Source organism: Achromobacter sp. Root565 (assembly GCF_001427425.1).
GTDB classification, from domain to species: Bacteria; Pseudomonadota; Gammaproteobacteria; order Burkholderiales; family Burkholderiaceae_B; genus Achromobacter; species Achromobacter spanius_D.
Map to the genome: position 1 here is coordinate 3,530,992 of NZ_LMGO01000001.1, position 22,157 is coordinate 3,553,148.

Sequence of the window (22,157 nt, forward strand, 5' to 3'; positions counted from 1 at the left end):
GGCCCGGCGCCGTCCGAACCAGAGGGCTTCCTGACATGCTTTCCTTTATTGCGCAGCGGCTGTTTCAGTCGGTGCTCGTGATGTTGACGGTGGCGCTGATTGCGTTCTCCATGTTCCGCTACGTGGGCGACCCGGTCGCCAGCATGGTCGGGCAGGACACGACGCCCGAACAGCGCGCCCAGTTGCGCGAACAGCTCGGCCTGGATGATCCCTTCGTCGTTCAGTACGCGCATTTCGTCATCAATGCGGTGCAGGGCGACTTCGGCATGTCGTACCGGCATCGCCGTCCAGTCAGCGACCTGCTCGAAGAGCGCATGCCGGCCACGCTGGAACTGTCGTTTGTGTCCGCCGTCATGGCGCTGGCGCTCGGCATCCCCATGGGCATCTACACCGCGCTCAAGCGTCACGGCGTGCTGTCCAAGGCGTTCATGGCGATTTCGCTGGCGGGCATCTCGCTGCCCACGTTCCTGATCGGCATCCTGCTCATCCTGTTTTTCGGCGTGCAGCTGCGATGGCTGCCCAGTTTCGGGCGCGGCGACGTCGTCAGCCTGGGATGGTGGACAACGGGCTTTCTCACCAAATCCGGATGGCTGGCGCTCATCATGCCCGCCATCACGCTGGCGCTCTTTCAGATGACTCTCATCATGCGCCTGGTGCGTGCCGAGATGCTGGAAGTGCTGCGTGCCGACTTCATCAAGTTTGCACGGGCGCGCGGACTGCCGGAACGGCTGATCAATTTCCGCCATGCGTTGAAGAACACGATGGTGCCCGTCATCACCATCACCGGGCTACAGCTCGGTTCCATCATCGCCTTCGCCATCATCACCGAGACGGTGTTCCAGTGGCCGGGCATGGGTCTCCTGTTCATTCAAGCCATCAGCATGGTGGACATCCCCGTCATGGCCGCGTATCTCGTTCTGATCGCCTTCATGTTTGTGGTGATCAACCTGGTGGTCGACCTCCTGTATTTCGCCGTGGACCCGCGTCTACGCGTGCAGAGCAAATAAAGGAAAAGGAATGGCCCCCACGCCGCGCCTCCGGCTTGCTGCCCCCCAAGGGGGTGCTTTTTCACCTTGGGACGGCCCGGCGGTAAAAAAGGAACTCGCATGATTGCTCGCATCGCTCCCTTCTTCACACGCGCCGCCGACAGCGACCTGTGGCACAGCTTCAAGCGTTCGCCCGGCGCCATCATCGCCGCGATCGTCACGCTGGTCATCGTGCTGGGCGCGCTGTTCGCGCCGGTCGTCGCGCCGCACAATCCGTTCGATCTCGCTTCCTTGAGCATCATGGACGCCAACACGCCGCCGGCCTGGGAAGAGGGCGGCAGTCCAGATTTCCTTTTGGGCACGGACGACCAGGGGCGCGACATCCTGTCGGCCGTGATGTATGGCTCGCGCGTATCGCTGCTGGTCGGCTTTGCGTCCGTGCTGTTCTCGATGGTGCTGGGCGTGACGCTCGGGCTCATCAGCGGCTACGCGGGCGGGCGCGTCGACAGCTTCATCATGCGTATCGCCGACGTGCAGCTCTCGTTTCCGGCGATCCTGGTCGCGCTGCTGATCGACGGCGTGGCGCGCGGATTGTTGCCGCGCGACATGCACGATCAGCTCGCGCTCTACGTGCTGATCTTCGCCATCGGCATTTCCGGCTGGGTGCAATACGCGCGTACGGTGCGTGGCTCGACGCTGGTCGAACGCAACAAGGAATACGTGCAGGCGGCCAAGCTGATCGGCATCGGCCCCATCACCATCCTGCGCCGCCACATCCTGCCCAACGTCATGGGGCCGGTGCTGGTCATCGCCACCATCCACCTGGCGGTCGCCATCATCACCGAGGCCACGCTGTCGTTTCTGGGCGTGGGCGTGCCGCCCACCGCGCCGTCGCTCGGCACGCTGATCCGCATCGGCAACAGCTATCTGTTCTCAGGCATGTGGTGGATCTCGATCTTCCCAGGCATCGCGCTGGTGGCGCTGGTGCTGTCGGTCAACCTGCTGGGCGACTGGCTGCGCGACGCGCTCAACCCCAAGCTGCGCTGAGGACGTCATGGCCCTGCTGAACATTGAAGACATCCGCATCGAATTTCCCAGCCGCCGCGGCACGCTCGTGGCGGTGGACGGCGTTTCCTTGTCGCTGGAAAAAGGCGAGATTCTGGGCGTGGTGGGCGAATCCGGCGCCGGCAAATCCACCATCGGCAACGCCGTCATCGGCCTGTTGGAAGCGCCCGGACGGCTCGCCGGCGGATCGGTGCTGCTCAACGGCGAACGCATCGACACGCTGACGCCGGCGCAAAAGCGCAAGGTGCGCGGCCGCCGCATCGGCATGATCTTCCAGGATCCGCTGACGTCGCTAGACCCGCTACAGACCGTCGAAAGTCAGCTGGTGGAAACGATGCTGGTGCATCTGGATCTGACGCACGACGCGGCAAAAAAGCGCGCCGTGCAGCTGCTGGCGCAGGTCGGCATCGACCAGCCCGAGCTGCGCGTCCAGCAATATCCCCACCAGTTCTCGGGCGGCATGCGGCAGCGCGTCGTGATCGCGCTGGCGCTGTGCTGCGAACCCGAGATCATCATCGCCGACGAGCCCACCACCGCGCTGGACGTGTCGATCCAGGCGCAGATCCTGGACCTGCTTAGAAAGCTGTGCCGCGAAGAGCAGGTGGGCATGATCATCATCACGCACGACATGGGCGTGATTGCGGACGTAACGGACCGCGTCGCAGTGTTGTATCGCGGCAAGCTGGTAGAGCAAGGCCCCACCGCCAAGATCCTGGGCGATCCCGACCACGCCTACACGCGCAGCCTGATCTCGGCCGTGCCGCGTCCGGACATCAAGCTCAAGCGTTTTCCGCTGGTGACTTACATCGAATCCGTGCGCACGCCCGCGCAACCGCTGGACCTGGCCACGCACTGGCTGGGGCAGCGCCGCGACTTCGGCAAGCGCACGGACGGTCCGCTGGTCCAGGCGCGCGACCTGTCCATGCGGTTCGTGCTCAAGAGCGCGTTCTTCAAGCGCAACCAGCGCACGCTGGACGCGGTCAAGCGCGTGAATCTGTCCATCGGCGAAGGCGAGGTCTTTGGGCTGGTCGGTGAATCCGGCTCGGGCAAGTCGACCGTGGCGCGGCTGATATCAGGGCTGTACACGCCCAGCGAAGGCTCCGTCACGTTCGGCGGCACCGACCTCACGGCGCTCAAAGGCGAGAAGGAACTCAATCCGTTCCGCCGGCAGATCCAGATGATCTTTCAGGACCCGTTTTCGTCGCTGAATCCGCGCATGCGCGTGCTGGACATCGTGGCCGAACCCATCCGCTTCCACAAACTGGCCACGAGCGAAGCCGAGACGCGCCGCATCGTGGCCGACCTGCTGGACGTGGTGGGCCTCGCCGACCGCGCCGCCGAACGCTTTCCGCACGAGTTTTCCGGCGGCCAACGCCAGCGCATCTGCATCGCGCGGGCGCTGGCCACGCGGCCGCGCTTCCTGATCTGCGACGAGCCCACGTCGGCGCTGGACGTGTCCATCCAGGCGCAGATCCTGAACCTGCTCAAGGACCTGCAGGAAGAGCTTGGCCTGACCATGCTCTTCATCAGCCACGACCTGCCGGTGATCCGCCAGATGTGCGACCGCGTGGGCGTGATGCGCCACGGCGAGCTGCTGGAAGTCGCCGACACCGAGACCCTGTTCGAACACCCGCAGCATCCCTACAGCCAACATCTGCTCGGCCTGATGCCTCGCCTGCAATCCATGTCCCGCGAAGGGCTGGACGTGGTGGGCTGAAACCGCGCGCCAACGGAGACCACTGACATGAGCGAGTCACGGCAAACCCTCTTCATCGGCGGCAAGGTATTCGACGGCGAGGGGCGAACGTTGCCCAACCACGGCGTGCTGGTCGAGGGCGCGCGCGTGGCCCGCGTGGCGCCTGCGGACGAATTCTCGGGTTATGCGGGCGCACGGGTCGACACCACCGGCATGACGCTCATGCCCAGCCTGGCGGATTGCCACGTGCATCTGGTCTACACGGGCGGCGCGGATCCCAACGCGCAACTGAGCAAGCAAGGCCCGGCGCAGATCACGCTGACGGCGCTGGAAAACGCACAGGCCAGCCTGCGCGGCGGCGTCACGGCGCTGCGCGACTGCGGCGGCAAGGACTATCTGGAGTTCGGCGTGCGCGACGCCATCGCGCGCGGCGTGTTTCCCGGCCCCACCATCAAGGCCTCGGGCCGCATCATCTGCATGACGGGCGGCCACGGCAACCGCATCGGCCGCGTGGCCGACGGTTGCGAGGAAGTGGTCAAGGCCGTGCGCGAACAGGTTCACGCCGGCTGCGACCTGGTCAAGATCATGGCCACGGGCGGCGTCATGACCCCGGGCGTCAGCCCCATGGATGCGCACTACAGCTTTGATGAAATGAAGGCGGGCGTGCACGAGGCCAAGCGCTTTCGCAAAAGCACCGCCAGCCACGCGCAGGGCACGCAGGGCATCCTGAACGCGGTGCGCGCCGGCATCGATTCGATCGAGCACGGCATCTTCATGGACGACGACTGCCTGCGCGAAATGCTGGAAGCCGAGACGTATCTGGTGCCGACCATCGCCGCCGTGCGCAACATCATCGCCAACGCCGACAACGGCATACCCGCCTACGCGGTAGAGAAGGCCCGCGCGGTGGAACAGCGCCATCGCGAGTCGTTCCAGATGTACTACAAGGCCGGCGGCCGAATCGCGCTGGGCACCGACGCAGGCACGCCGTTCAACCTGCACGGCGAGAACGCCATGGAACTGGCGTACATGGTGGAGTTCGGCATGACGCCGGTGGACGCGCTGATCGCCGGCACGTCACGCGGCCATGACCTGATGGGCATGACCGACCACGGCGTGATTGCAGCGGGCAAGGTGGCCGACCTGCTGCTGGTGCAGGGCGACCCGGCTGAAGACATCATGAAGGCCGCCGACAAGCGATTTCACGTGGCCGTGCTGCGCAACGGCGAACTTGCGGCGGGGGCCTTGCCGTTCTGAATGTCAGGGCGCCGGCGCGGCGCCCGGCGAATTGCGCATGAACATCTGGCTCAGGAAGATCTCGACGGGGATGCGCTTGCCGTTGATGCCGACTTGGCCCTCCTGGTAGTCCGCCTCGAACTGAATCACGCCGTCCTCGATACGGGCCCAGGTCGATGCGGCGACAAGGCCACGCAGCCCCGCGGCTTCCCGCTCGGCCGCAGACCGGGCTGCCTCACGCGTGGCGCCCTTCAGTTCCGCCCGCGCCGCAATCACATCGGCCATGTTTTCCGGCGACAGCTTCAGCCGCACGCTCAGGTTGCGCACGACCTCCTTGGCGATGGCGATGGGGTCGTGTTTCCAGAATGACGGTGAATCCAGGCCGATATCCAGGCTGAGCGACGACGTGCCACGAGCCGTGTCGACCTGCAGCGTCGACAGCGTGAAGCTGGGACGGGCCAGAAGGAACTTCAACATATGAGACGCGGCAAGCATCCCCTCGCCCGAAAGGGGATCGGCCTTTTTCGCGCTCAACGGCGTGCTTGTGGTGGCGTCCTGAAACGCCTTGAGCGCCGCCACGTCCATGTCCTTGCCGCCCGCCGCCAACCGCAGCTTGGCCACATGCAGACCGCGCACGCTGATGCTGCCGACATCGAGCGTCATCTTGCCGGCCATGCGCTCGCGTGTCCCTTCCGAACCCAGCGTCAGCGCAATGTTCTTCAGGCCCAGCGGCAGCTTGTCCATATTGGACGTCCATTGCTTGACCGTCAGCGTCGAGCTGCTCGTGGAGGACTCCGCGGCGCCGGACAGTTCATGCGACACCGCCAGATCATCGAGGGTCAGCGTGTTGGGATTGCCCCTGATCACTTCGGTCAGCGAGGCCTTGTTGACGGCAAGTGACATTGTGTCGTGCGAGCCGTCGCCGGCATGTTTGACCTGCATCTGCAAGCCCGAGAAGTCGAACGTGATCGGAGCGTCGGCATACTTCACCGGCGCCAGCGCCAGATCGCCCGAGAAGTCGCGGTCATACGCGATCAGGAAGTTCGCCGTCAGCGGCGCCGACCCACCCGCGGCCGCAAACCAGGGGGCTGCGTCGGGCGTCTCCGTCATGTGCAACCGGCCCGCCGCCATCACGGGCGCGACAGCGCCAGACGCAAGCCGAGAGGCAGGAAACGGACCGTGTTCGATGTGGCTCGTGAACGCGAATGTCTTCTCGGCCGGCTTGCGTCCAGACTGCACATTGAGCTTCACCCCGAACCGCGCATCGGAAGAAAACACGCCGCGTTCGAAAGATTGCAGTTCGAGCGTCACGAGCACGCCCAGCTTTGCACTCAGGTGCTGCGCCTCAGCATTCAACGCCTGCACGTCTTGCGCAAGCCGGGCTTCGATCTGCTTGCCGGTGTACCACGCGGTGCCGAGCCACGCCGCCGCCACCACCGCCATCAACACGCCACCCGCCACGATCCGCTTGTTCATGATGCCTCTGTCTGTTTGAGATACGCCGAGATTGCCGCAAGGGCCGATCATAAAGAAAAACGGGCTGTCGCAAGGACAGCCCGTCGCAGGCGACGCCGAGAAGATCGCGGCGTGCCAATCGTGATGCGGCAGCTTAGCGCATGCCGCCCAACACGCCGCCCATCGCCATCATCAGGAACTGCTGCAGCGGCATCTTCTTGCCGTTGAAGTCGACCTGGCCGTCGGCGTAGTTCAGGTAGGAGACGATGTTGTTGTTTTCGATCTTGCCCAGGCCCATTGCCGTGGCCATGGTGCCGACCATTTCAACCTGACCCTTGGCAGTCTGCACGGCTTGTTCAGCCGCCACACCGCGCATTTGCGGTTCGATGGCCATCAGGTCCGTCAGGTTGCCCTTGGACAGCACGAGCTTGGCATCCAGCTTCTTCAGGGCCTGCAACGCCATGTCGGAAGCGTCGCCTTCCAGCGCGGCCGGCTTGACCAGCGCCATGTTCAGGTTGAACGTCGACGTGCCATTGGCGGTGCGCACTTCCAGCGGCGACACGGCCAGCGTCGGATTGCCGGCCAGCAGTTGCTCGAAGTTCGTCTTGAGCAAAGCCTTTTCTTCGTCCGTGAATTGCGGCGTCTGTTCTTCGCCCTTGCTTTGCAGCATGCGGCGCGAGCCGGCCTCATAGACGTCGTTCAGCGACTTCAGCGCCTTGGAGTCCAGATTCTGCGCGTCGATGACCAGCTTCATGCCGGCCATGTCCTTGGCCTGCACGTTGATCATGCCGAAGTCCACGGCCATCTTGGCGCCCATGGCCGAACCGTTCTCGGTCATGTCCACGGCGATCGACGTGTCCTTGAGCTGGACGGGCGGCTTTTCGCGGGACGTGATCGTCCAATCCTTGAACGTCACCTTCTGGCTGCCCACGTACATGTCGTTGGCGGCCGGCTTCAGGTCGCTGACCAGGGTGATGCCCTTGACCGCCATGGCGGTGATGTCGCTGTTGTCGGACGGGCCCGACAACTCAAGGCTGTCGACGGCCACGTCGAAGATGCCGCGCTTGGTGGAAGTGGCGTAATCAAAGTCGCCCTTCATGCCCGAGAACACGAACTTGGTGGTGTCCTTGGCGACTTCGACCGGGGCCAGGTTGAACTTGCCGCTGATGTCCTTGCCGTAGCTGACGCTGTAGTGGCCCGACAGCGGCACGGCGCCCTTGGCGGCGGCAAACCACTCCTTGACCGTGTCGGTCTCTTCCAGCGCGAAATCGCTGGCCACCATGGCCGGCAGGAACTTGCCCACCTTCAGGTTGGAGAACGGCAGGGGACCGTGGCTCAGGTGTTCAACGAAAACCACGTCGCGCTCCTGCGCGGGCTTGCCTTGCGCCGCAGGCGTGGTGAACTTGATGCGGTAGCGCGAGACGGACGAGAACACGCCGCGCTCGAACGACATCAGTTCGGCAACCCCGTTGATGCCCCACTTGTCGCCGGCCTTCTTGAGTTCGACGTTGGCGTCGACGATGGCCTGCTTGACGAATTCCTCGGCCTTTTGGCCCGTGTACCAGGCCGTGCCGGTCCAGACCGCGCCCAGCGCGACGACGATGCCAACTAATGCCGATTTCTTCATTGCATCCCTTTTATTTTGAATAGATGAAAGCCGACGGATTATAGGGAGGGCCGACTAGGGAAAACACTTATTTTGTTCGAATATAATACAAAATATTGCTGAATGATTCTATAGAGACCTTTCGGGCGCTTGCTGCGCCGCCACATCAGCTACAATTCGTTCCGTGCGCCAAGCCAATCTGCGCACGTCCGCTCGGCCCTTCGCCGCCAAGCTTCGCCCTGATGGGCGCTTCCCCTTTTCTCCTTATTCGACCGCCTGGATTGGAGTCTCTCAAATAGAGCGACAGGCTGCCGCTGGAGCTGTTTTGACTACCAATTCCCCTTTCGCCGACCTCGGGCTGGCTGATTCGCTGTTGCGCGCCATTGCCGACACCGGCTACACCGCGCCCACGCCCATTCAAGCCCAGGCCATTCCGCAAGTGCTGAAAGGCGGCGACCTGCTCGCTGCCGCTCAGACCGGCACCGGCAAGACCGCCGGCTTCACGCTGCCGATCCTGCACCTGTTGTCGCAGAAAAAGCCCGAGGCCCGCAAGCCCGGCCGCCCCCGTTGCCTGATCCTGACCCCGACGCGTGAACTGACCGCGCAGGTGGCCGAATCGGTGCAGACCTATGGCAAGTACTCCTCGCTGACGTCCATGGTGATGTTCGGCGGCGTCAATATCAACCCCCAGATCTCCGCGCTGCGCAAGCCGCTGGACATCCTGGTCGCCACCCCCGGCCGCCTGCTGGACCATTGCGGCCAGAAGACGGTGGACCTGTCGGGCGTCGAAATCCTGGTGCTGGACGAAGCCGACCGCATGCTGGACATGGGCTTCATCCGCGACATCCGCAAGATCCTCGCGCTGCTGCCCAAGCAACGCCAGAACCTGCTGTTCTCGGCCACGTTCTCCGACGAGATCCGCACGCTGGCGCGCGGCGTGCTGAACAATCCGGGCGAAGTCTCGGTCACCCCGCGCAACACCGCCACCGAGCTGGTCACGCAGACGGTTCACATCGTCGAGCAGCATCACAAGCGCGACCTGATCAGCCACATCATCCGTGAAAGCGGCTGGCACCAGGTGCTGGTCTTCACGCGCACCAAGCACGGCGCCAACCGCCTTGCCGAGAAGCTCGTCAAGGACGGCCTGACCGCCGCGGCCATCCACGGCAACAAGAGCCAATCGGCCCGCACGCGCGCGCTGGCCGGCTTCAAGGACAGCACCGTGACCGTCCTGGTCGCCACCGACATCGCCGCCCGTGGCCTGGACATCGACCAGTTGCCGCAGGTCGTGAACTTCGAGCTGCCCAACGTGCCGGAAGACTACGTCCACCGCATCGGCCGCACGGGCCGCGCGGGCGCCACGGGCGCCGCGGTCTCGCTGGTCGACAACAGCGAAATCAAGCTGCTCAAGGACATCGAGCGCCTCATCAAGAAGACGATCGAACGCAAGCCGGTGGAAGGCTGGACGCCTCCCGCCACCAGCGCAGCTGCGTTCGAACGCCAGGAACGCGACGAAGACTCGCGCAGCATGCGCGGCGGTCCCCGCAATGGCGGCCGCGGCGGCAACGGCGGCTCGGGCCGCTCCTCGCGTCCCGCCCAAGGCCAGCCGCGCGCAGCGGCAGGCGGCCGTGCCCCCGCACCGGCCCGCGCCGGCGAAGGCCGTGGCAACGGCGGTTCGCGCGATGGCAAGCCCGCCGACCGTCCGGCACACGCCGGCCGCAACGAGGGCCGTCCGCAGCAGAATCGCCGTCCCGAAGGGTCGTCGCGTCCGGCCGGCAATGCCGGTTCCGGGCGTCCGGCCGAGGGACGCGCCGGCCAGGGTCGTCCGGCCGGCGCGCCGCGCGCCGCGTTGCTGAGCAAGTAATATCTCCCGCAACCCCGACACTGCGATCCACGGACCCGCGCCATCATGCCCTTATCCACCTGGTTGACGTTCTTCCTGGCCTCCTGGGCCATTTCGTTCTCACCGGGCGCCGGCGCCATCTCGGCCATGTCGTCCGGCCTGAAATACGGCTTTGCGCGCGGCTACTGGAACACGGCAGGCCTGATCATGGGCATCCTGTTCCAGTTCGTCGTGGTCGCCGTGGGGTTGGGCGCTGTGCTGGCGACGTCGGAAATGGCGTTCAACGTGGTCAAGTACCTGGGTGTGGCCTACCTGATCTACCTGGGCGTGCGCCAGATCCGCACGGACGCCGCGCCGGTCGCGGTGGACGCCGGCGATCCACGTCAGGCGTCCATCCGGGACCTGGTCCTGCGCGGTTTCCTGATCAACACCATGAACCCCAAGGGCACCGTGTTCCTTCTGGCCGTGGTGCCGCAGTTCGTGGATCCGGCGCTGTCGCTGACGCCGCAGTACGCGGCATTGGCGGCCACGCTGGCGTTCACCGACCTGGTGGCGATGGGCGTGTACACGCTGCTGGCGGCGCGCGTATTGCGCCTCTTGCGCGACGCCAAGCACATCCGCTGGATGAACCGCACCTTCGGGTCGCTCTTCATCCTGGCCGGCGTGTTCCTGGCGACCTTCCGCCGCCACAACTGAATCAAAAAGCGTGGGGCACGGGCCGGCAACGGCGCGTGCCCCACATGTTTTCGTGCATGACACCGGACCGCACCGGCCTGAAAAGCGGCGTTAAGTAGAATCCTCCGATCATGAGCATTTCCAACGAAGTCGCACGGCGCCGTACGTTCGCCATCATTTCCCACCCTGACGCGGGCAAGACCACGCTGACGGAAAAGCTGCTGCTGTTCGCAGGCGCCATTCAGATCGCCGGCAGCGTGAAGGCGCGCAAGGCGTCGCGCCATGCCTCGTCCGACTGGATGGAAATCGAAAAGCAGCGCGGCATCTCGGTGGCGTCCTCGGTGATGCAGATGGAGTACCGCGACTGCGTCATCAACCTGCTCGACACCCCGGGCCACCAGGACTTCTCCGAAGACACGTACCGGGTGCTGACGGCGGTCGACGCCGCGCTGATGGTGATCGACGCGGCCAACGGCGTCGAGCCGCAGACCATCCGCCTCCTGCAGGTTTGCCGCGCGCGCAACACGCCCATCATCACGTTCATCAACAAGATGGACCGCGAAGTGCGCGAGCCCCTGGAACTCCTGTCCGAAATCGAAGGGCACCTGGGCATGGATGCCGTGCCGTTCTCGTGGCCGGTGGGCATGGGCAAGTCGTTCGGCGGCGTGTTCGACATCCGCCGCGACCGCATGCGCGTCTTCCGCCCGGGCCAGGAACGCCGTTCCGACAACGACGACTTCATCGAAGGCCTGACCAACCCCGAGATCGCCAAGCGCTTCGGCGGGGCATTCGACCAGGCCAGCGGCGAGATCGAGCTCATCAACGAAGCGGCGCCCGCGTTCGACCGCGACCAGTTCCTGGCCGGCAAGCAGACGCCCGTGTTCTTCGGCTCGGCCATCAACAACTTCGGCGTGCAGGAAGTGCTGGACGCGCTGGTCGATCAGGCGCCGCCCCCGGGCGCGCGCATGGCCCTGCAACGCGAAGTGAAGCCCGAAGAACCCAAGTTCACCGGCGTGGTGTTCAAGGTGCAGGCCAACATGGACCCCGCCCACCGCGACCGCGTTGCATTCGTACGCGTGAGCTCCGGCCGTTTCGAGCGCGGCATGCGCCTGAAGGTGGCGCGCACCAACAAGGAAATGCGCCCCAACAACGTGGTGTCCTTCCTGTCGCAACGCCGGGAATTGCTGGACGAAGCCTATGCCGGCGACGTCATCGGCATCCCGAACCACGGCGTGCTGCAACTGGGCGACGTGCTGACCGAAGGCGAAACCCTGCAGTTCACCGGCCTGCCGTTCTTCGCGCCGGAACTGTTCCAGGCGGTCGAAGTGAAAGACCCCCTGCGCACGAAGCAATTGCGCACCGGCCTCACCCAATTGGGCGAGGAAGGGGCCATCCAGGTGTTCCGTCCCGAGGTCGCCGGCGGCTCGCTGCTGCTGGGCGCGGTCGGCCAGCTGCAGTTTGAAGTGGTCGCGCACCGCCTGAAGACGGAGTACGGCGTGGATGCCCGGATGCTGCCTTCGCGCTACACAATGGCACGTTGGATTACGTCTGAAAACCCCAAGGCGCTGCGCAAGTTCATGGATGCCAATGCCGCCCATATCGCCTATGATGTCGTCGATGCTGCGGCGTTTTTGATCGGTTCTCCCGCGCAGTTGCGCGTCGCCGAGGAACTGTATCCCGATGTGAAATTCCACGCCATGCGGGAGCACGGCGGCAAGGTTTTCGGAGACAAGGCGTAGACCCGTTCGGGTTCCGCACGGCAGATTGAGGGTAGCAATGTCTTGGCGTTTTTTATTCGCAACGCTCCTAATCGCGCTCGGCGCGTCGGCATGGGGCGGCATTCAACTGGGTGACTGGCTGGTGGCGCATGCGCCGGCGGCCGCGCCCGCTCCTGGGCAGGACGCAGCCGCGTCCCAGCAGCCCGTACTGGACGCCAATGGCCGTCCGTATGTGGCGCAGCCGCCGCAGCCGCGCATCGACGGCACGTTGGGCGTGCCCGACAAACCGTCCGATCGTGAATGGCAGGTCAATACGGTGTCGCTGTTCGACACCGTCAGCGATCCCGCCGTCCAGATCTCGCGTGAACGCATCAGCCCCGAACAGGCGCGCGAAATCGCCGCCTCGTCTCAGGTGCCGCTGCCGTCGGGCAATTCCGATGTCAGCACGATGGACCTGCTGGTGCCCGGCACCTCCACTGCCATCAACGGTGGCGTAGCCGCCGGCGGCAGCTACGGCACGCCGCAGATGGTGCAGGCGCCCCCGCCGCCCCCCAACACCGCGCCAGCGGCCGGCGCGCAGGGCTGGCAGGATGCGCTGCGGCGCGAACTGGCCCAATGCGCCACGCAAGGCTTCTTCGAACGCCCCTCGTGTTCCTGGAATGCGCGCAACAAGTACTGCGCGCCTAACCGCGCCTGGGGCACGATGGCCGAATGCCCGGCCCGTCCGCAGTAAGACGTCTGTAATAAAGACGTCGCATCGCCGGCTGCACACGCAGAATCATGGCAAGAAAAATGGCGCCCCGCGGGGCGCCATTTCTTTTGCAGCCAACAGCCTTATTCAGGCACGGACATCTGGCTTTGCAGGTAGTTCTGGATGCCGACCTTGTCGATCAGGTCGATCTGCGTTTCCAGGTAGTCGATGTGCTCTTCGGTGTCGTCCAGGATGTCCTGGAACAGATCGCGCGACACGTAGTCCCGCACCGATTCGCAATAAGCAATGGCTTCCTTGACGGTCGCTTGAGCAGCCGTTTCGAGCTTCAGGTCACAGGCCAGCAGTTCGGGCACGTCTTCGCCGATCAGCAGCTTGTGCAGGTCTTGCAGGTTGGGCAGGCCGTCCAGCATGAAGATGCGGGCGATCAGACGATCGGCGTGCTTCATTTCGCCGATGGATTCTTCGTACTCGTGCTTGCCCAGCTTGTCGAAGCCCCAATGGTTCAGCATGCGGGCATGCAGGAAATATTGGTTGATGGCCGTCAGCTCGTTGGTCAGTTGCTTGTTGAGAAACTGGATGACGGTTTTATCGCCTTTCATGATGGACTCCTTGCAGTCAGGCGCGACGCGAGCGCATCGCGACAAAGGAGCGCACGATGCCGCGCGTACGCAACCCATGCAGACTACCATTCGGCGCGGGGCCGCGACTACCCTTGCGCTGCATTTGGTAAACGGCTTTAGGAGCGCAACAAGAAAGCGACAAGCTAATGAGAATGAGTATGTGTGTCTGATGCCTTGCATGCTTGGCAACGCAACGGCGCGGGCTGCGGACGCGAGTCGCGCTGAATCGGCTTCGCGATTGCCACCATTTGTATTCCGCTGCGACCCTTGCGCCGCGCCGTTCTGCATGGCAAACGCATCATGCCCGCTCGTTGCATATCAGCAACCGCATCAGTGCGTGTTGAGCATCCTCAACTCAAGCCGTGCGCCGCGTCGCAAGCCAGATGCCGAATGCAATGGGCACGATGCCCAACAGGTCCAGCCACGAAACGGGTTCGCTCAGCACCAGCCAGCCGAACAACAGGCCAAGCGGCGGCATCAGAAAATGCAGCGCGCTGGCCGACGTGGCGCTGGCGCGGCCCAGGATCATGAACCACAGGTAATAGCCGCCCATCGACACCGCAACGATCATGTAGGCCATGCTCCAGATCAGGCTGGACGTCAGGCGCGCATCGCCGAGATTTTCGGTGGCCAGCGCGAATGGCAACAATGCCGCGGCACCTGCCAGCGACTGGATGCCGGTCGAGGTCCAGAGACCGGAGGTGGGCTTGAGCATCTTGTAGAGCAGGGTGCCGGCCACCAGCGCCACCAGGCCGCCGGTCACGAGCAGCGTGCCATGCAGGTCCTCCTGCATGCCGGACAGGCGCGATCGCAGCACCAGCGCGACGCCTGCCAATCCAAGGCATAACCCCAGCAGCTTGCGCCAGCTCAGCCGCTCGCCCAGCAGCGGGCCGGCCAGCACGCCGATGAGCAGCGGATTGGTGCTGATGAGCACGGCGGTGAACGCGGACGACACCGTGGTCATGCCCGACCAGCTCAAGCCCAGGTACAGCGCGTTGTTGAGCACGCCCAGCAGCACCAGCGCGGCGAGGTCGCGGCCGGAAGGCAGCTTCCAGCGGCCGCTGGCCGCCGCCAGGCCCAGCATCAGCGCGCCCGCGATGAGGAATCGGATCGTCAGCAGCGTCAGCGGCGGACAGTCGCGCACCGCGATCTTGGCCGCGGCAAAGGCGGAACTCCACAGAAAGCAGAACGAGGCGATCGGCGCCAGGCTGATGCCGGGGCGGTCGGTCGCGGGCAAGGCAGAGGCAGGGGTTGAAAGCGCCTTCATGGATGGTCCGGCAACGTGGATCTGCAACCGCATTCGCGGCGGGATGGGAGGCATTCTGCGCGCCAGGCCATCCATTGACAAACTCTTTATTCGGATCGAAAGTATTTGAAATTCAAATGGATGAGTGCGTCGTCATGCTCGATCTCGATCTCTTGCACAGCTTTGTCTCGGTGGTGGACGCCGGCGGCTTCACCGCCGCCGGCGAACGCGTGCATCGAAGCCAGTCCACCGTCAGCCAGCAGATCCGCAAGCTTGAAGACACGCTGGAGTGCCCGCTGTTCTTGCGCGAAGGCCGGCAGGTCCAGCTAACCGAGGAAGGCGAGCGCCTTCTGGGCTATGCACGCCGGATGCTGGCGTTGTCCACCGAGGTCCGGGAGGCCGTCAGCGGCCGCAAGCGCGTGGACGTTATCCGCCTGGGCATCCCGGACGACTTTGCGGTCGACGCGCTGACTGCCGTCGTCGCCGCCTTCGCCCGGACGAGGCCAGCCGTGCAGCTGTCGGTACGTTGCGACCTGACGGCGGTCCTGACGCGCAGCCTGGAGCGTGGGGACCTAGATGTGGCCCTGCTCAAGCGCGAGCCGGGCGCGGGCACGGCGCTGGCCGCGTGGCCCGAACGGCTGCACTGGATCGGCAGCGCCTCGGTGGAGGCACCGCTGACGCCGGATGCACCCGTGCCGCTGGTGGCGTTTCCGCAGGGCTGCATCTACCGCAATCGCGCCATCCATGCGCTGGAGTCCGCCGGACGCCGTTGGCGTATTGCCTACGAAAGCCCGAACCTGTCGGGCGTGCAGGCCGCGCTCGCGGGCGGGCTGGGCATCGCGCTGCTGGAACGCCGCTGCATTGCAGACGGGCACCGGATCCTGGACGTTGGATTGCCCGCGGTGCCGCCGTCGGAACTGGCGCTATGCGTGGCCGGCAACGCGCGCGAGCCGGCACGTCAGTTGGCGATGGATATCAGGGAATTTTGCGAGAAGGAAATGACGCGGCTCGCCGCATGAAGGCAGCGAGCCGGAAGTGACACCAATGCTCAGGCGCTGGCGACCAGCGGAATCGGGAAGCTGCTGTTGGCAGCGGGCGAAGCCGATTCAACGAGGGCGGGAGCATTGACCGGAACTGCGATGGAGCGCACGTCGCACACGCTGGAGCAGCGGCCGCCCGGCAGATATTCGGCGGCGGTTGCCGCGCAGCAGCCGCAGCACGTGGCCACGCCCAGCTCGAACTGCAGGTCGGAAAGCGTCGTCGCGCCCGCGTCCACGCTGGCGCGGACTTGGCGTTCGGTGATGGCATTACATACGCAAATGTACATGCGAATGATTATCGAAAATTATTCAAGCCCTGGCAAGTCCCGTGCGCAAATAATTTTGCAACCGATATGTCACGCAAGCCGTTGAAAACAGGGACAAATTTGCCGAAGCATGTCCCTTATTTCAGCGTGCAGCGGCTTGCGCCTTGCGCAAAGCGGCCGGGGCAATCCGCAGCGCTTCGCGGTACTTTGCCACCGTCCGGCGGGCGATCACTATCCCCTGATCGGCCAGTTTTTGCATGATCTGGCTGTCCGACAACGGCTTGGCGCGGTTCTCGTCGGCCACCATCTGGCGGATGTAGGTCTGCACTGCCGTTGCCGACGTGGCGTCGCCGCCTTCGGTCGAAACACCCGTGCCGAAGAAGCGCTTGAGCTCCAGCGTACCAAACGGAGTGAGCATGTACTTCTGCGTTGTGGCGCGTGAAATGGTCGACTCGTGCAAACCCAGCTCACCGGCAATGTCTTTCAGGATGAGCGGTCGCATGGCCGCTGGGCCCTGGCTGAAGAATGCGGTCTGGCGTTCGACGATGGCCTGCGACACGCGCAGGATGGTGTCGAAACGCTGCTCCACGTTCCGGATCATCCATTTGGCCTGCTGCAACTGGGCCTGCAGCCCGGCGTGCGCGGACTCCTTCTGATTGCTGAGCATCTGCGCGTACAGGCCGTTGACTTGCAGCCGCGGCACAGCGGCACTGTTGAGCGTGGCCTGCCAGCCGCGCCGGGTCTTGCGCACGATGACGTCCGGCACGGCGTATTCGGCCGCCGGCACCGTCCATGCCCGCCCGGGCCGGGGCTCCAGACGCAGGATCAGCGAATGCGCCGCGCGAAACGTGGACTCATCGCAGCCGAGCGCTGCACACAGGCGCGCGGCGTTGCCGGTCGCGAGCAGGGGCAGGTGTTCGGCGCAGATCCGCCGCGCACAAGCCAGCACAACGGGGTCAGCGGCCTCGGGCAGGCGGGCGAGGTCGGGATTGCGCAACTGAAGGTGCAAGCAGTCGGCCATGTCGCGCGCGCCGATGCCAACGGGATCAAACGACTGCAGCAGCGACAACGCGGCCCGCAACTCGTCCATGTCGGGCTCCATCTCGGCAGGGAGCCAGCCCAGGATTTCATCCAACGGCGATCCGAGGTAGCCGTTTTCGTCCAGTTCGTCGATCAACAGGGACGCCAGCGCGACATCGCGCGGGGCCGCCCGGGTCAGGGCGAGCTGGCCCAGCAGGTGCTCGCGCAAGGTGTCCGGACGCGCCGCCTCGGGCAGGCTGGCGTCGTCATCGGGGTAGACGCCGCCCGAACCCGGCATTTCGTCGATGGGCGTCTCGCGCTCGGCCGCCGGCTCGTCGTCCTGCACGGAGGATTCGCGCTCGGACTCGGAACGCGACTCCGCCTCGGCGGACGACGGCTCGTCCTCCCGATCCAGCAGGGGATTCTCGGCCAGCACTTGCGAGATTTCCGCTTCAAGGTCGAGCGTCGACAGCTGCAGCAACCGGATCGATTGCTGAAGTTGTGGGGTCAGCGTCAGGTGCTGGCCAGGCCGCAGTTCTAAAATTGGACGGGTCATAGGTACAATATTTTGCATGATGAATCTGACTTCGCCCGCAAGCGTTCGCCAGGACTGCCGATTGATCGGTCAGACCCTGCTCAAACTGGCGCTCCCCCGACTCGTTTTGCGCGCGATCGTTATCGCTGTCGCGATCGTTGTCTGGTATCTGGTTGCCTCCTGGATACTCGATTTCGGCAAGCGCATGAACTACGACTTCCTGCACACGCTGGGCCAGCCCACCCAGGACATGGCGCAGCGCATCAACCCCTACCTCTGGTGGGTGGTTGCCGGCATCTGGACCCTGATCGTCTTCTTCTCGGTGCGCGCCTGGTTCTACGCCAGCCTGGCCTCGGGCGCCGCGACGCCGGTCGGCACGGATACGCTAGCCGAACTGGCGCCAAATCTGTCCGAAGAATCGCTGGGCGTGCTGCGCTGGACCTGGGGCGACCGGCAGGAACCCTTCACCGTCGGTGACCTGCGCCGCTCGTTGTCCGAATTGCGCCACAACCGTATCGGCAAGATCGACATGGTGGCAGAGCAGGCCAGGATCCTGGAAGCGGGCGCCAACCGCCCCACCCGCGATCCGCGCGACGACGGCCGTCGTGACGACCGCCGCGCCGACACCCCGCGCGAACCGCGCTACGTCGAACCTCGCATCGGCCCGGCCCGCTAGGCCGCGCACAGCACTGCTTCAAGGCCGCCGCAAGGCGGCCTTGCTGTTTCAAAAGGCCTGCCGGGCGGCAATCGGAAAAGGCCACAGTCTGATCCGTCCCTTGCTCTTTCCGTTTGCGCTTCCCGAAAAAGTGTGTTTGACTAGCACCCCATGGTCGCTTACCGCACCCCCCTCGCGATTGCCACCGGACGCTCCGCCGCTCCGGTCGCCGGCCTGCGCGCTCAAACCGCCTTCATCGCGCTATCGCTATTGCTACCGATCGGTTGCCGGGCCTAGTGTCCCCGTGGTAGCTCGGCAGCCACGTTTGCCACACGCGATTTCCCCTTTTTATCTCTGAATCCTGCCGGCCATCCCGGCAAACCCTGGCACAAGACCGTCATCCGGTTGCGATGCCGACGAGCGCAAGACGCGCCGGGATTCAAAAGAAACCGATCGAGGTGTAGTGATGATGCTTGCCAACCCCGCCACCAAATACGTCCCCTTCGCGCCCTTTACCCGCGATTTCTCCGAACGCACCTGGCCCAGCCGCCGCATCACGAAGGCGCCGATCTGGATGAGCACGGACCTGCGCGACGGCAACCAGGCGCTGATCGAGCCGATGAGCGTGGAACGCAAGGTCCGCTTCTTTGAACAGCTCGTGAAGATCGGCTTCAAGGAAATCGAAGTCGGTTTCCCGTCCGCGTCGCAGACCGACTTCGACTTTGTGCGCAAGCTCATCGACGAGAAGCGCATTCCCGATGACGTGACGATCATCGTGCTGACCCAGTCGCGCGAAGACCTGATCAGCCGCACCGTGGAAGCCGCCGCGGGCGCCAAGCAAGCCATCGTCCACATGTACAACGCTTGCGCACCGGCCTTCCGCAAGGTCGTGTTCAACATGTCCAAGGACGAGATCAAGAACATCGCCACCACCGGCACGCGCCTCATCAAGCAGTACACGTCGCAGCGTCCCGAAACCAAGTGGGGCTACGAATACTCGCCCGAAGTCTTCAGCACGACCGAACCCGAATTCGCGCTGGAAGTCTCGGACGCCGTTGCCGAGGTGTGGCAGCCCACGCCCGACAACAAGATGGTGCTGAACCTGCCCGCCACCATCGAGGCGACCACGCCCAATCTGTACGCCGACCAGATCGAGTGGATGCACAAGAATCTGGCCCGCCGCGACAGCATCGTGCTCAGCGTCCATCCGCACAATGATCGCGGCACCGCCGTGGCCGCCGCCGAGTTTGCGGTGATGGCCGGCGCCGACCGTATCGAAGGCTGCCTGTTTGGCAGCGGCGAGCGCACCGGCAACGTGGACCTCGTCACGCTGGCCTTGAACCTCTATACGCAAGGCGTGCACCCCGGTCTGGATTTCTCGGACATCGACGAAGTGCGCCGCTGCGCCGAGTACTGCAACCAGTTGCCGGTCCATCCGCGCCATCCGTACGCGGGCGACCTCGTCTTTACCGCGTTCTCGGGCTCGCACCAGGATGCGATCAAGAAGGGTTTTGCGTTGCAGAAGGCGGACGCCGTCTGGGAAGTGCCGTACTTGCCGATCGACCCGGCCGACCTCGGCCGCAGCTACGACGCCGTGATCCGCGTGAACAGCCAATCGGGCAAGGGCGGCGTGTCGTACCTGCTCGAGCAGGAACACGGCCTGGTGTTGCCGCGCCGCCTGCAGATCGAATTCAGCCGCGCCATTCAGCGCGTCACGGACGAGACCGGCCGCGAAGTCACCGCCGACGACGTGCACACGATCTTCAACCGCGAATACCTCGAGCAGAAGGCGCCGTGGAAGCTGATCCGTCATCGCATCGACGGCGATCCGTCGGCCGGCGAAGGCCAGCACTTCAGCATCGAAGCCGAACTTGAATACAACGGCGAACGCCGCATCGTGCGCGGCAAGGGCGACGGCGCAATTTCCGCGTTCGTGGCCGCGCTGGACGTGCCCGTGCGCATCATGGATTACCACGAGCACGCCATCGGCACCGGCACCGGCACGCGCGCCGCATCCTATGTCGAACTGCGCGTCGGCGAATCCGCCACGGGCTTTGGCGTGGGCATCGACCGCGACATCGTGACGGCCTCGTTCCAGGCCGTGCTGAGCGCCGTGAACCGCCACATCAATTCCGGCGCCGTCACCGCCGAACAGGAAGCCGCCGAAGCCGTGTGATCCACGACCAGGCCTGAAGCCCCCGACAACGGGGCACAAAACGAAGCCCGCCTTATCCGGCGGGCTTTTTCATTGCGGGTGAATTGTCTTTGCGTGGCAAGGTGTCAGACACCCATGCCGCGCCTTGTCAGCTTGGCGGTTTTTTCTGTTGGGTGTCAGACACCTTGATGCGGAGGCCGGCCTTGGTGTCTGACACCCCCTGAATAGCTGTCGGCCTAGGTGTCTGACACCGTCCCACACCGAAGGCCGAGAAGTCAGCCGCGCGGCCACATGTCGGACGCGCCGATATCCGGCGCATTCGCGGCCAAAAGGCGCGCGTGGATCCATGCACCGATGGCGAGCAGGCGATGGTCTTCATGGCGCGCGCCGACCAGCTGCAAGCCCACCGGCAAGCCCTGCGGCCCCGTGGCGAATGGCAGGTTCAGGCAAGGCAGTCCGAACAGCGTCCACGCCCGCGAGAACTGCGGATCGCCCGTGCCCAGGTCGGCGAAGGGCGCCTCGCCGCTGGCGCTGGGGGCAATCAGCACGTCGTACTGCTGGAACCATGTGTCGACCCGCGCGCGCGATTCGGCGGCGCGTTCCAGGTTCTTGATGTGCTGTTCCGCGCTGATCTGCGCGCCGGATTCCAGGATTGCCTGAAGCTTGGGACTGAGCTGCACGGCGTGTTCCAGCCGTTCATACGCAAGCGCCTGCGAAGCCTCGAACGCCATGATGTCCGAATGCAGCTGCACCAGCACGCAATGCTCCGGCGGCAGCGGCACTTCTTCGACCTTGGCGCCCGCCCGCGACAGGATCGCCGCGGCCTGCGCGAAGGCCTCTTTGGTTTCGGGCTGCGCATGGCGCCATTGCAGGCTGCGGTACATGCCCACGCGCGGCGCGTCGTGATAGGACAGGTCCAGCATGCGCGGATCGCGCATCAGGACCGACGAGAACAGCGCCACGTCTTCGACGGACCGCGCAAATCCGCCGACCGTGTCCAGCGATTCGGCCAGATTTTTTACACCCGCGCGGGAGATCGCGCCGAAGGTGGGCTTGAAGCCGACCACGCCGCAATAGGACGCCGGCCGGATGATGGAGCCCGCGGTCTGCGACCCCAGCGCAAAGGGCACCATGTCGTCGGCGACCGCGGCGGCCGAGCCGCTGGACGAGCCGCCCGGCGTGTAGGCCTCGTTGCGCGGATTGCGCGTGGGGCCGGCCTGGTAGGTGGCGAATTCGGTGGTGACCGTCTTGCCGATGACGATGGCGCCCGCGCCACGACACAGCGCCACCGACGCGGCATCCAGGCCGGGACGGTGGCGGTCGTAGATGGGAGACCCGTAGCGGGTGGGCAGGTCGGCGGTATCGAACAGGTCTTTCACGCCAATGGGCAGGCCGTGCAGCGGACCGCGCAACGCACCGCGGTCGAGGGTTTCGGCCTGATCCAGCGCGGCCTGCTTCTGCAGGGCCGTCCAGGCATGGACGGTGTTCTCGCGCTGCTCGATGCGCGCGAAGCAGGCGCGCACCAATTGCACTGCGGTCAATTCGCGCCGTTGCAGCTTGCGCGCGGCTTCAACCGCGCCCAGTCTGTTCAAGGCAGTAGACATGATTCTTTCCTCTTTGCCGGTGCC

The 22,157-nt window shown here is 64.8% G+C and carries 18 protein-coding genes; 11 read left to right on the forward strand and 7 right to left on the reverse strand.

Features of this window, described 5'->3' with window-relative positions; all coding sequences use genetic code 11:
* Positions 1 to 35 precede the first annotated feature (35 nt).
* The 4 genes from ASD71_RS15710 to ASD71_RS15725 all read left to right on the forward strand — a co-directional run bounded on the left by ASD71_RS15710 (position 36) and on the right by ASD71_RS15725 (position 5,004).
* On the forward strand, positions 36 to 1,007 hold the full coding sequence (locus tag ASD71_RS15710) for an ABC transporter permease (RefSeq protein WP_056565682.1): 972 nt from the start codon (positions 36 to 38) through the stop codon (positions 1,005 to 1,007).
* 99 nt (positions 1,008 to 1,106) lie between these two features.
* Positions 1,107 to 2,033: an ABC transporter permease gene (locus ASD71_RS15715; RefSeq protein ID WP_056565684.1), complete on the forward strand. Its 927-nt coding sequence runs from the start codon at positions 1,107 to 1,109 to the stop codon at positions 2,031 to 2,033.
* 7 nt (positions 2,034 to 2,040) lie between these two features.
* Complete coding sequence (locus ASD71_RS15720) at positions 2,041 to 3,768, forward strand: ABC transporter ATP-binding protein (RefSeq protein WP_056565686.1); 1,728 nt, start codon at positions 2,041 to 2,043, stop codon at positions 3,766 to 3,768.
* A gap of 27 nt (positions 3,769 to 3,795) precedes the next feature.
* Entirely contained in the window at positions 3,796 to 5,004 is a 1,209-nt protein-coding gene (locus tag ASD71_RS15725) for an amidohydrolase family protein (RefSeq protein ID WP_056565688.1), read from the forward strand.
* A 3-nt stretch (positions 5,005 to 5,007) separates the two neighbouring features.
* Here the strand turns inward: ASD71_RS15725 and ASD71_RS15730 are convergent, their stop codons facing one another.
* Both ASD71_RS15730 and ASD71_RS15735 read right to left on the reverse strand, forming a co-directional pair.
* Entirely contained in the window at positions 5,008 to 6,459 is a 1,452-nt protein-coding gene (locus ASD71_RS15730; protein ID WP_056565690.1) for a YdgA family protein, read from the reverse strand.
* A 133-nt stretch (positions 6,460 to 6,592) separates the two neighbouring features.
* On the reverse strand, positions 6,593 to 8,065 hold the full coding sequence (locus ASD71_RS15735; protein WP_056565693.1) for a YdgA family protein: 1,473 nt from the start codon (positions 8,063 to 8,065) through the stop codon (positions 6,593 to 6,595).
* Positions 8,066 to 8,369: 304 nt separating this feature from the next.
* Here ASD71_RS15735 and ASD71_RS15740 point away from each other — a divergent pair, with 304 nt between their 5' ends.
* The 4 genes from ASD71_RS15740 (at position 8,370) to ASD71_RS15755 (ending at position 13,013) form a co-directional block, all read left to right on the forward strand.
* Positions 8,370 to 9,908 (forward strand): DEAD/DEAH box helicase, encoded by a 1,539-nt coding sequence (locus ASD71_RS15740; RefSeq protein ID WP_056565695.1) that lies wholly within the window; start codon positions 8,370 to 8,372, stop codon positions 9,906 to 9,908.
* Between the two features lie 45 nt (positions 9,909 to 9,953).
* Positions 9,954 to 10,583 carry a LysE family translocator gene (locus tag ASD71_RS15745; RefSeq protein WP_056565698.1) on the forward strand — a complete coding sequence of 210 codons (630 nt, stop codon included), beginning with the start codon at positions 9,954 to 9,956 and terminating at the stop codon, positions 10,581 to 10,583.
* Between the two features lie 110 nt (positions 10,584 to 10,693).
* On the forward strand, positions 10,694 to 12,301 hold the full coding sequence (locus ASD71_RS15750) for a peptide chain release factor 3 (RefSeq protein WP_056565700.1): 1,608 nt from the start codon (positions 10,694 to 10,696) through the stop codon (positions 12,299 to 12,301).
* 37 nt (positions 12,302 to 12,338) lie between these two features.
* A complete protein-coding gene (locus tag ASD71_RS15755; protein ID WP_056565702.1) occupies positions 12,339 to 13,013 on the forward strand; it encodes a hypothetical protein in 675 nt (224 codons plus the stop codon).
* Positions 13,014 to 13,114: 101 nt separating this feature from the next.
* On the opposite strand, the gene bfr is transcribed toward ASD71_RS15755, so the two are convergent.
* A complete protein-coding gene (bfr, locus tag ASD71_RS15760; RefSeq protein WP_056327755.1) occupies positions 13,115 to 13,591 on the reverse strand; it encodes a bacterioferritin in 477 nt (158 codons plus the stop codon).
* 376 nt (positions 13,592 to 13,967) lie between these two features.
* Positions 13,968 to 14,879, reverse strand: coding sequence for a DMT family transporter (locus tag ASD71_RS15765; RefSeq protein ID WP_056565704.1), 912 nt, complete (start codon positions 14,877 to 14,879; stop codon positions 13,968 to 13,970).
* 134 nt (positions 14,880 to 15,013) lie between these two features.
* Between ASD71_RS15765 and ASD71_RS15770 the strand changes: the two genes are divergently transcribed.
* Positions 15,014 to 15,877: a LysR substrate-binding domain-containing protein gene (locus tag ASD71_RS15770; RefSeq protein WP_056566972.1), complete on the forward strand. Its 864-nt coding sequence runs from the start codon at positions 15,014 to 15,016 to the stop codon at positions 15,875 to 15,877.
* Positions 15,878 to 15,906: 29 nt separating this feature from the next.
* Here the strand turns inward: ASD71_RS15770 and ASD71_RS15775 are convergent, their stop codons facing one another.
* Positions 15,907 to 16,185 (reverse strand): bacterioferritin-associated ferredoxin, encoded by a 279-nt coding sequence (locus ASD71_RS15775; protein ID WP_056565706.1) that lies wholly within the window; start codon positions 16,183 to 16,185, stop codon positions 15,907 to 15,909.
* A 121-nt stretch (positions 16,186 to 16,306) separates the two neighbouring features.
* A complete protein-coding gene (rpoN, locus tag ASD71_RS15780; protein ID WP_056565708.1) occupies positions 16,307 to 17,758 on the reverse strand; it encodes an RNA polymerase factor sigma-54 in 1,452 nt (483 codons plus the stop codon).
* On the opposite strand from rpoN, the gene ASD71_RS15785 reads away from it, so the two are divergent.
* Together ASD71_RS15785 and leuA are read left to right on the forward strand one after the other, a co-directional pair.
* Positions 17,757 to 18,395 (forward strand): hypothetical protein, encoded by a 639-nt coding sequence (locus ASD71_RS15785; RefSeq protein WP_056565711.1) that lies wholly within the window; start codon positions 17,757 to 17,759, stop codon positions 18,393 to 18,395. The two genes, rpoN and ASD71_RS15785, sit on opposite strands and share 2 nt — an antisense overlap.
* A 445-nt stretch (positions 18,396 to 18,840) precedes the next feature.
* Positions 18,841 to 20,550, forward strand: coding sequence for a 2-isopropylmalate synthase (leuA, locus tag ASD71_RS15790; RefSeq protein WP_056565713.1), 1,710 nt, complete (start codon positions 18,841 to 18,843; stop codon positions 20,548 to 20,550).
* 254 nt (positions 20,551 to 20,804) lie between these two features.
* On the opposite strand, the gene ASD71_RS15795 is transcribed toward leuA, so the two are convergent.
* Positions 20,805 to 22,133, reverse strand: coding sequence for an amidase (locus ASD71_RS15795; protein ID WP_056565716.1), 1,329 nt, complete (start codon positions 22,131 to 22,133; stop codon positions 20,805 to 20,807).
* Positions 22,134 to 22,157: the final 24 nt, after the last annotated feature.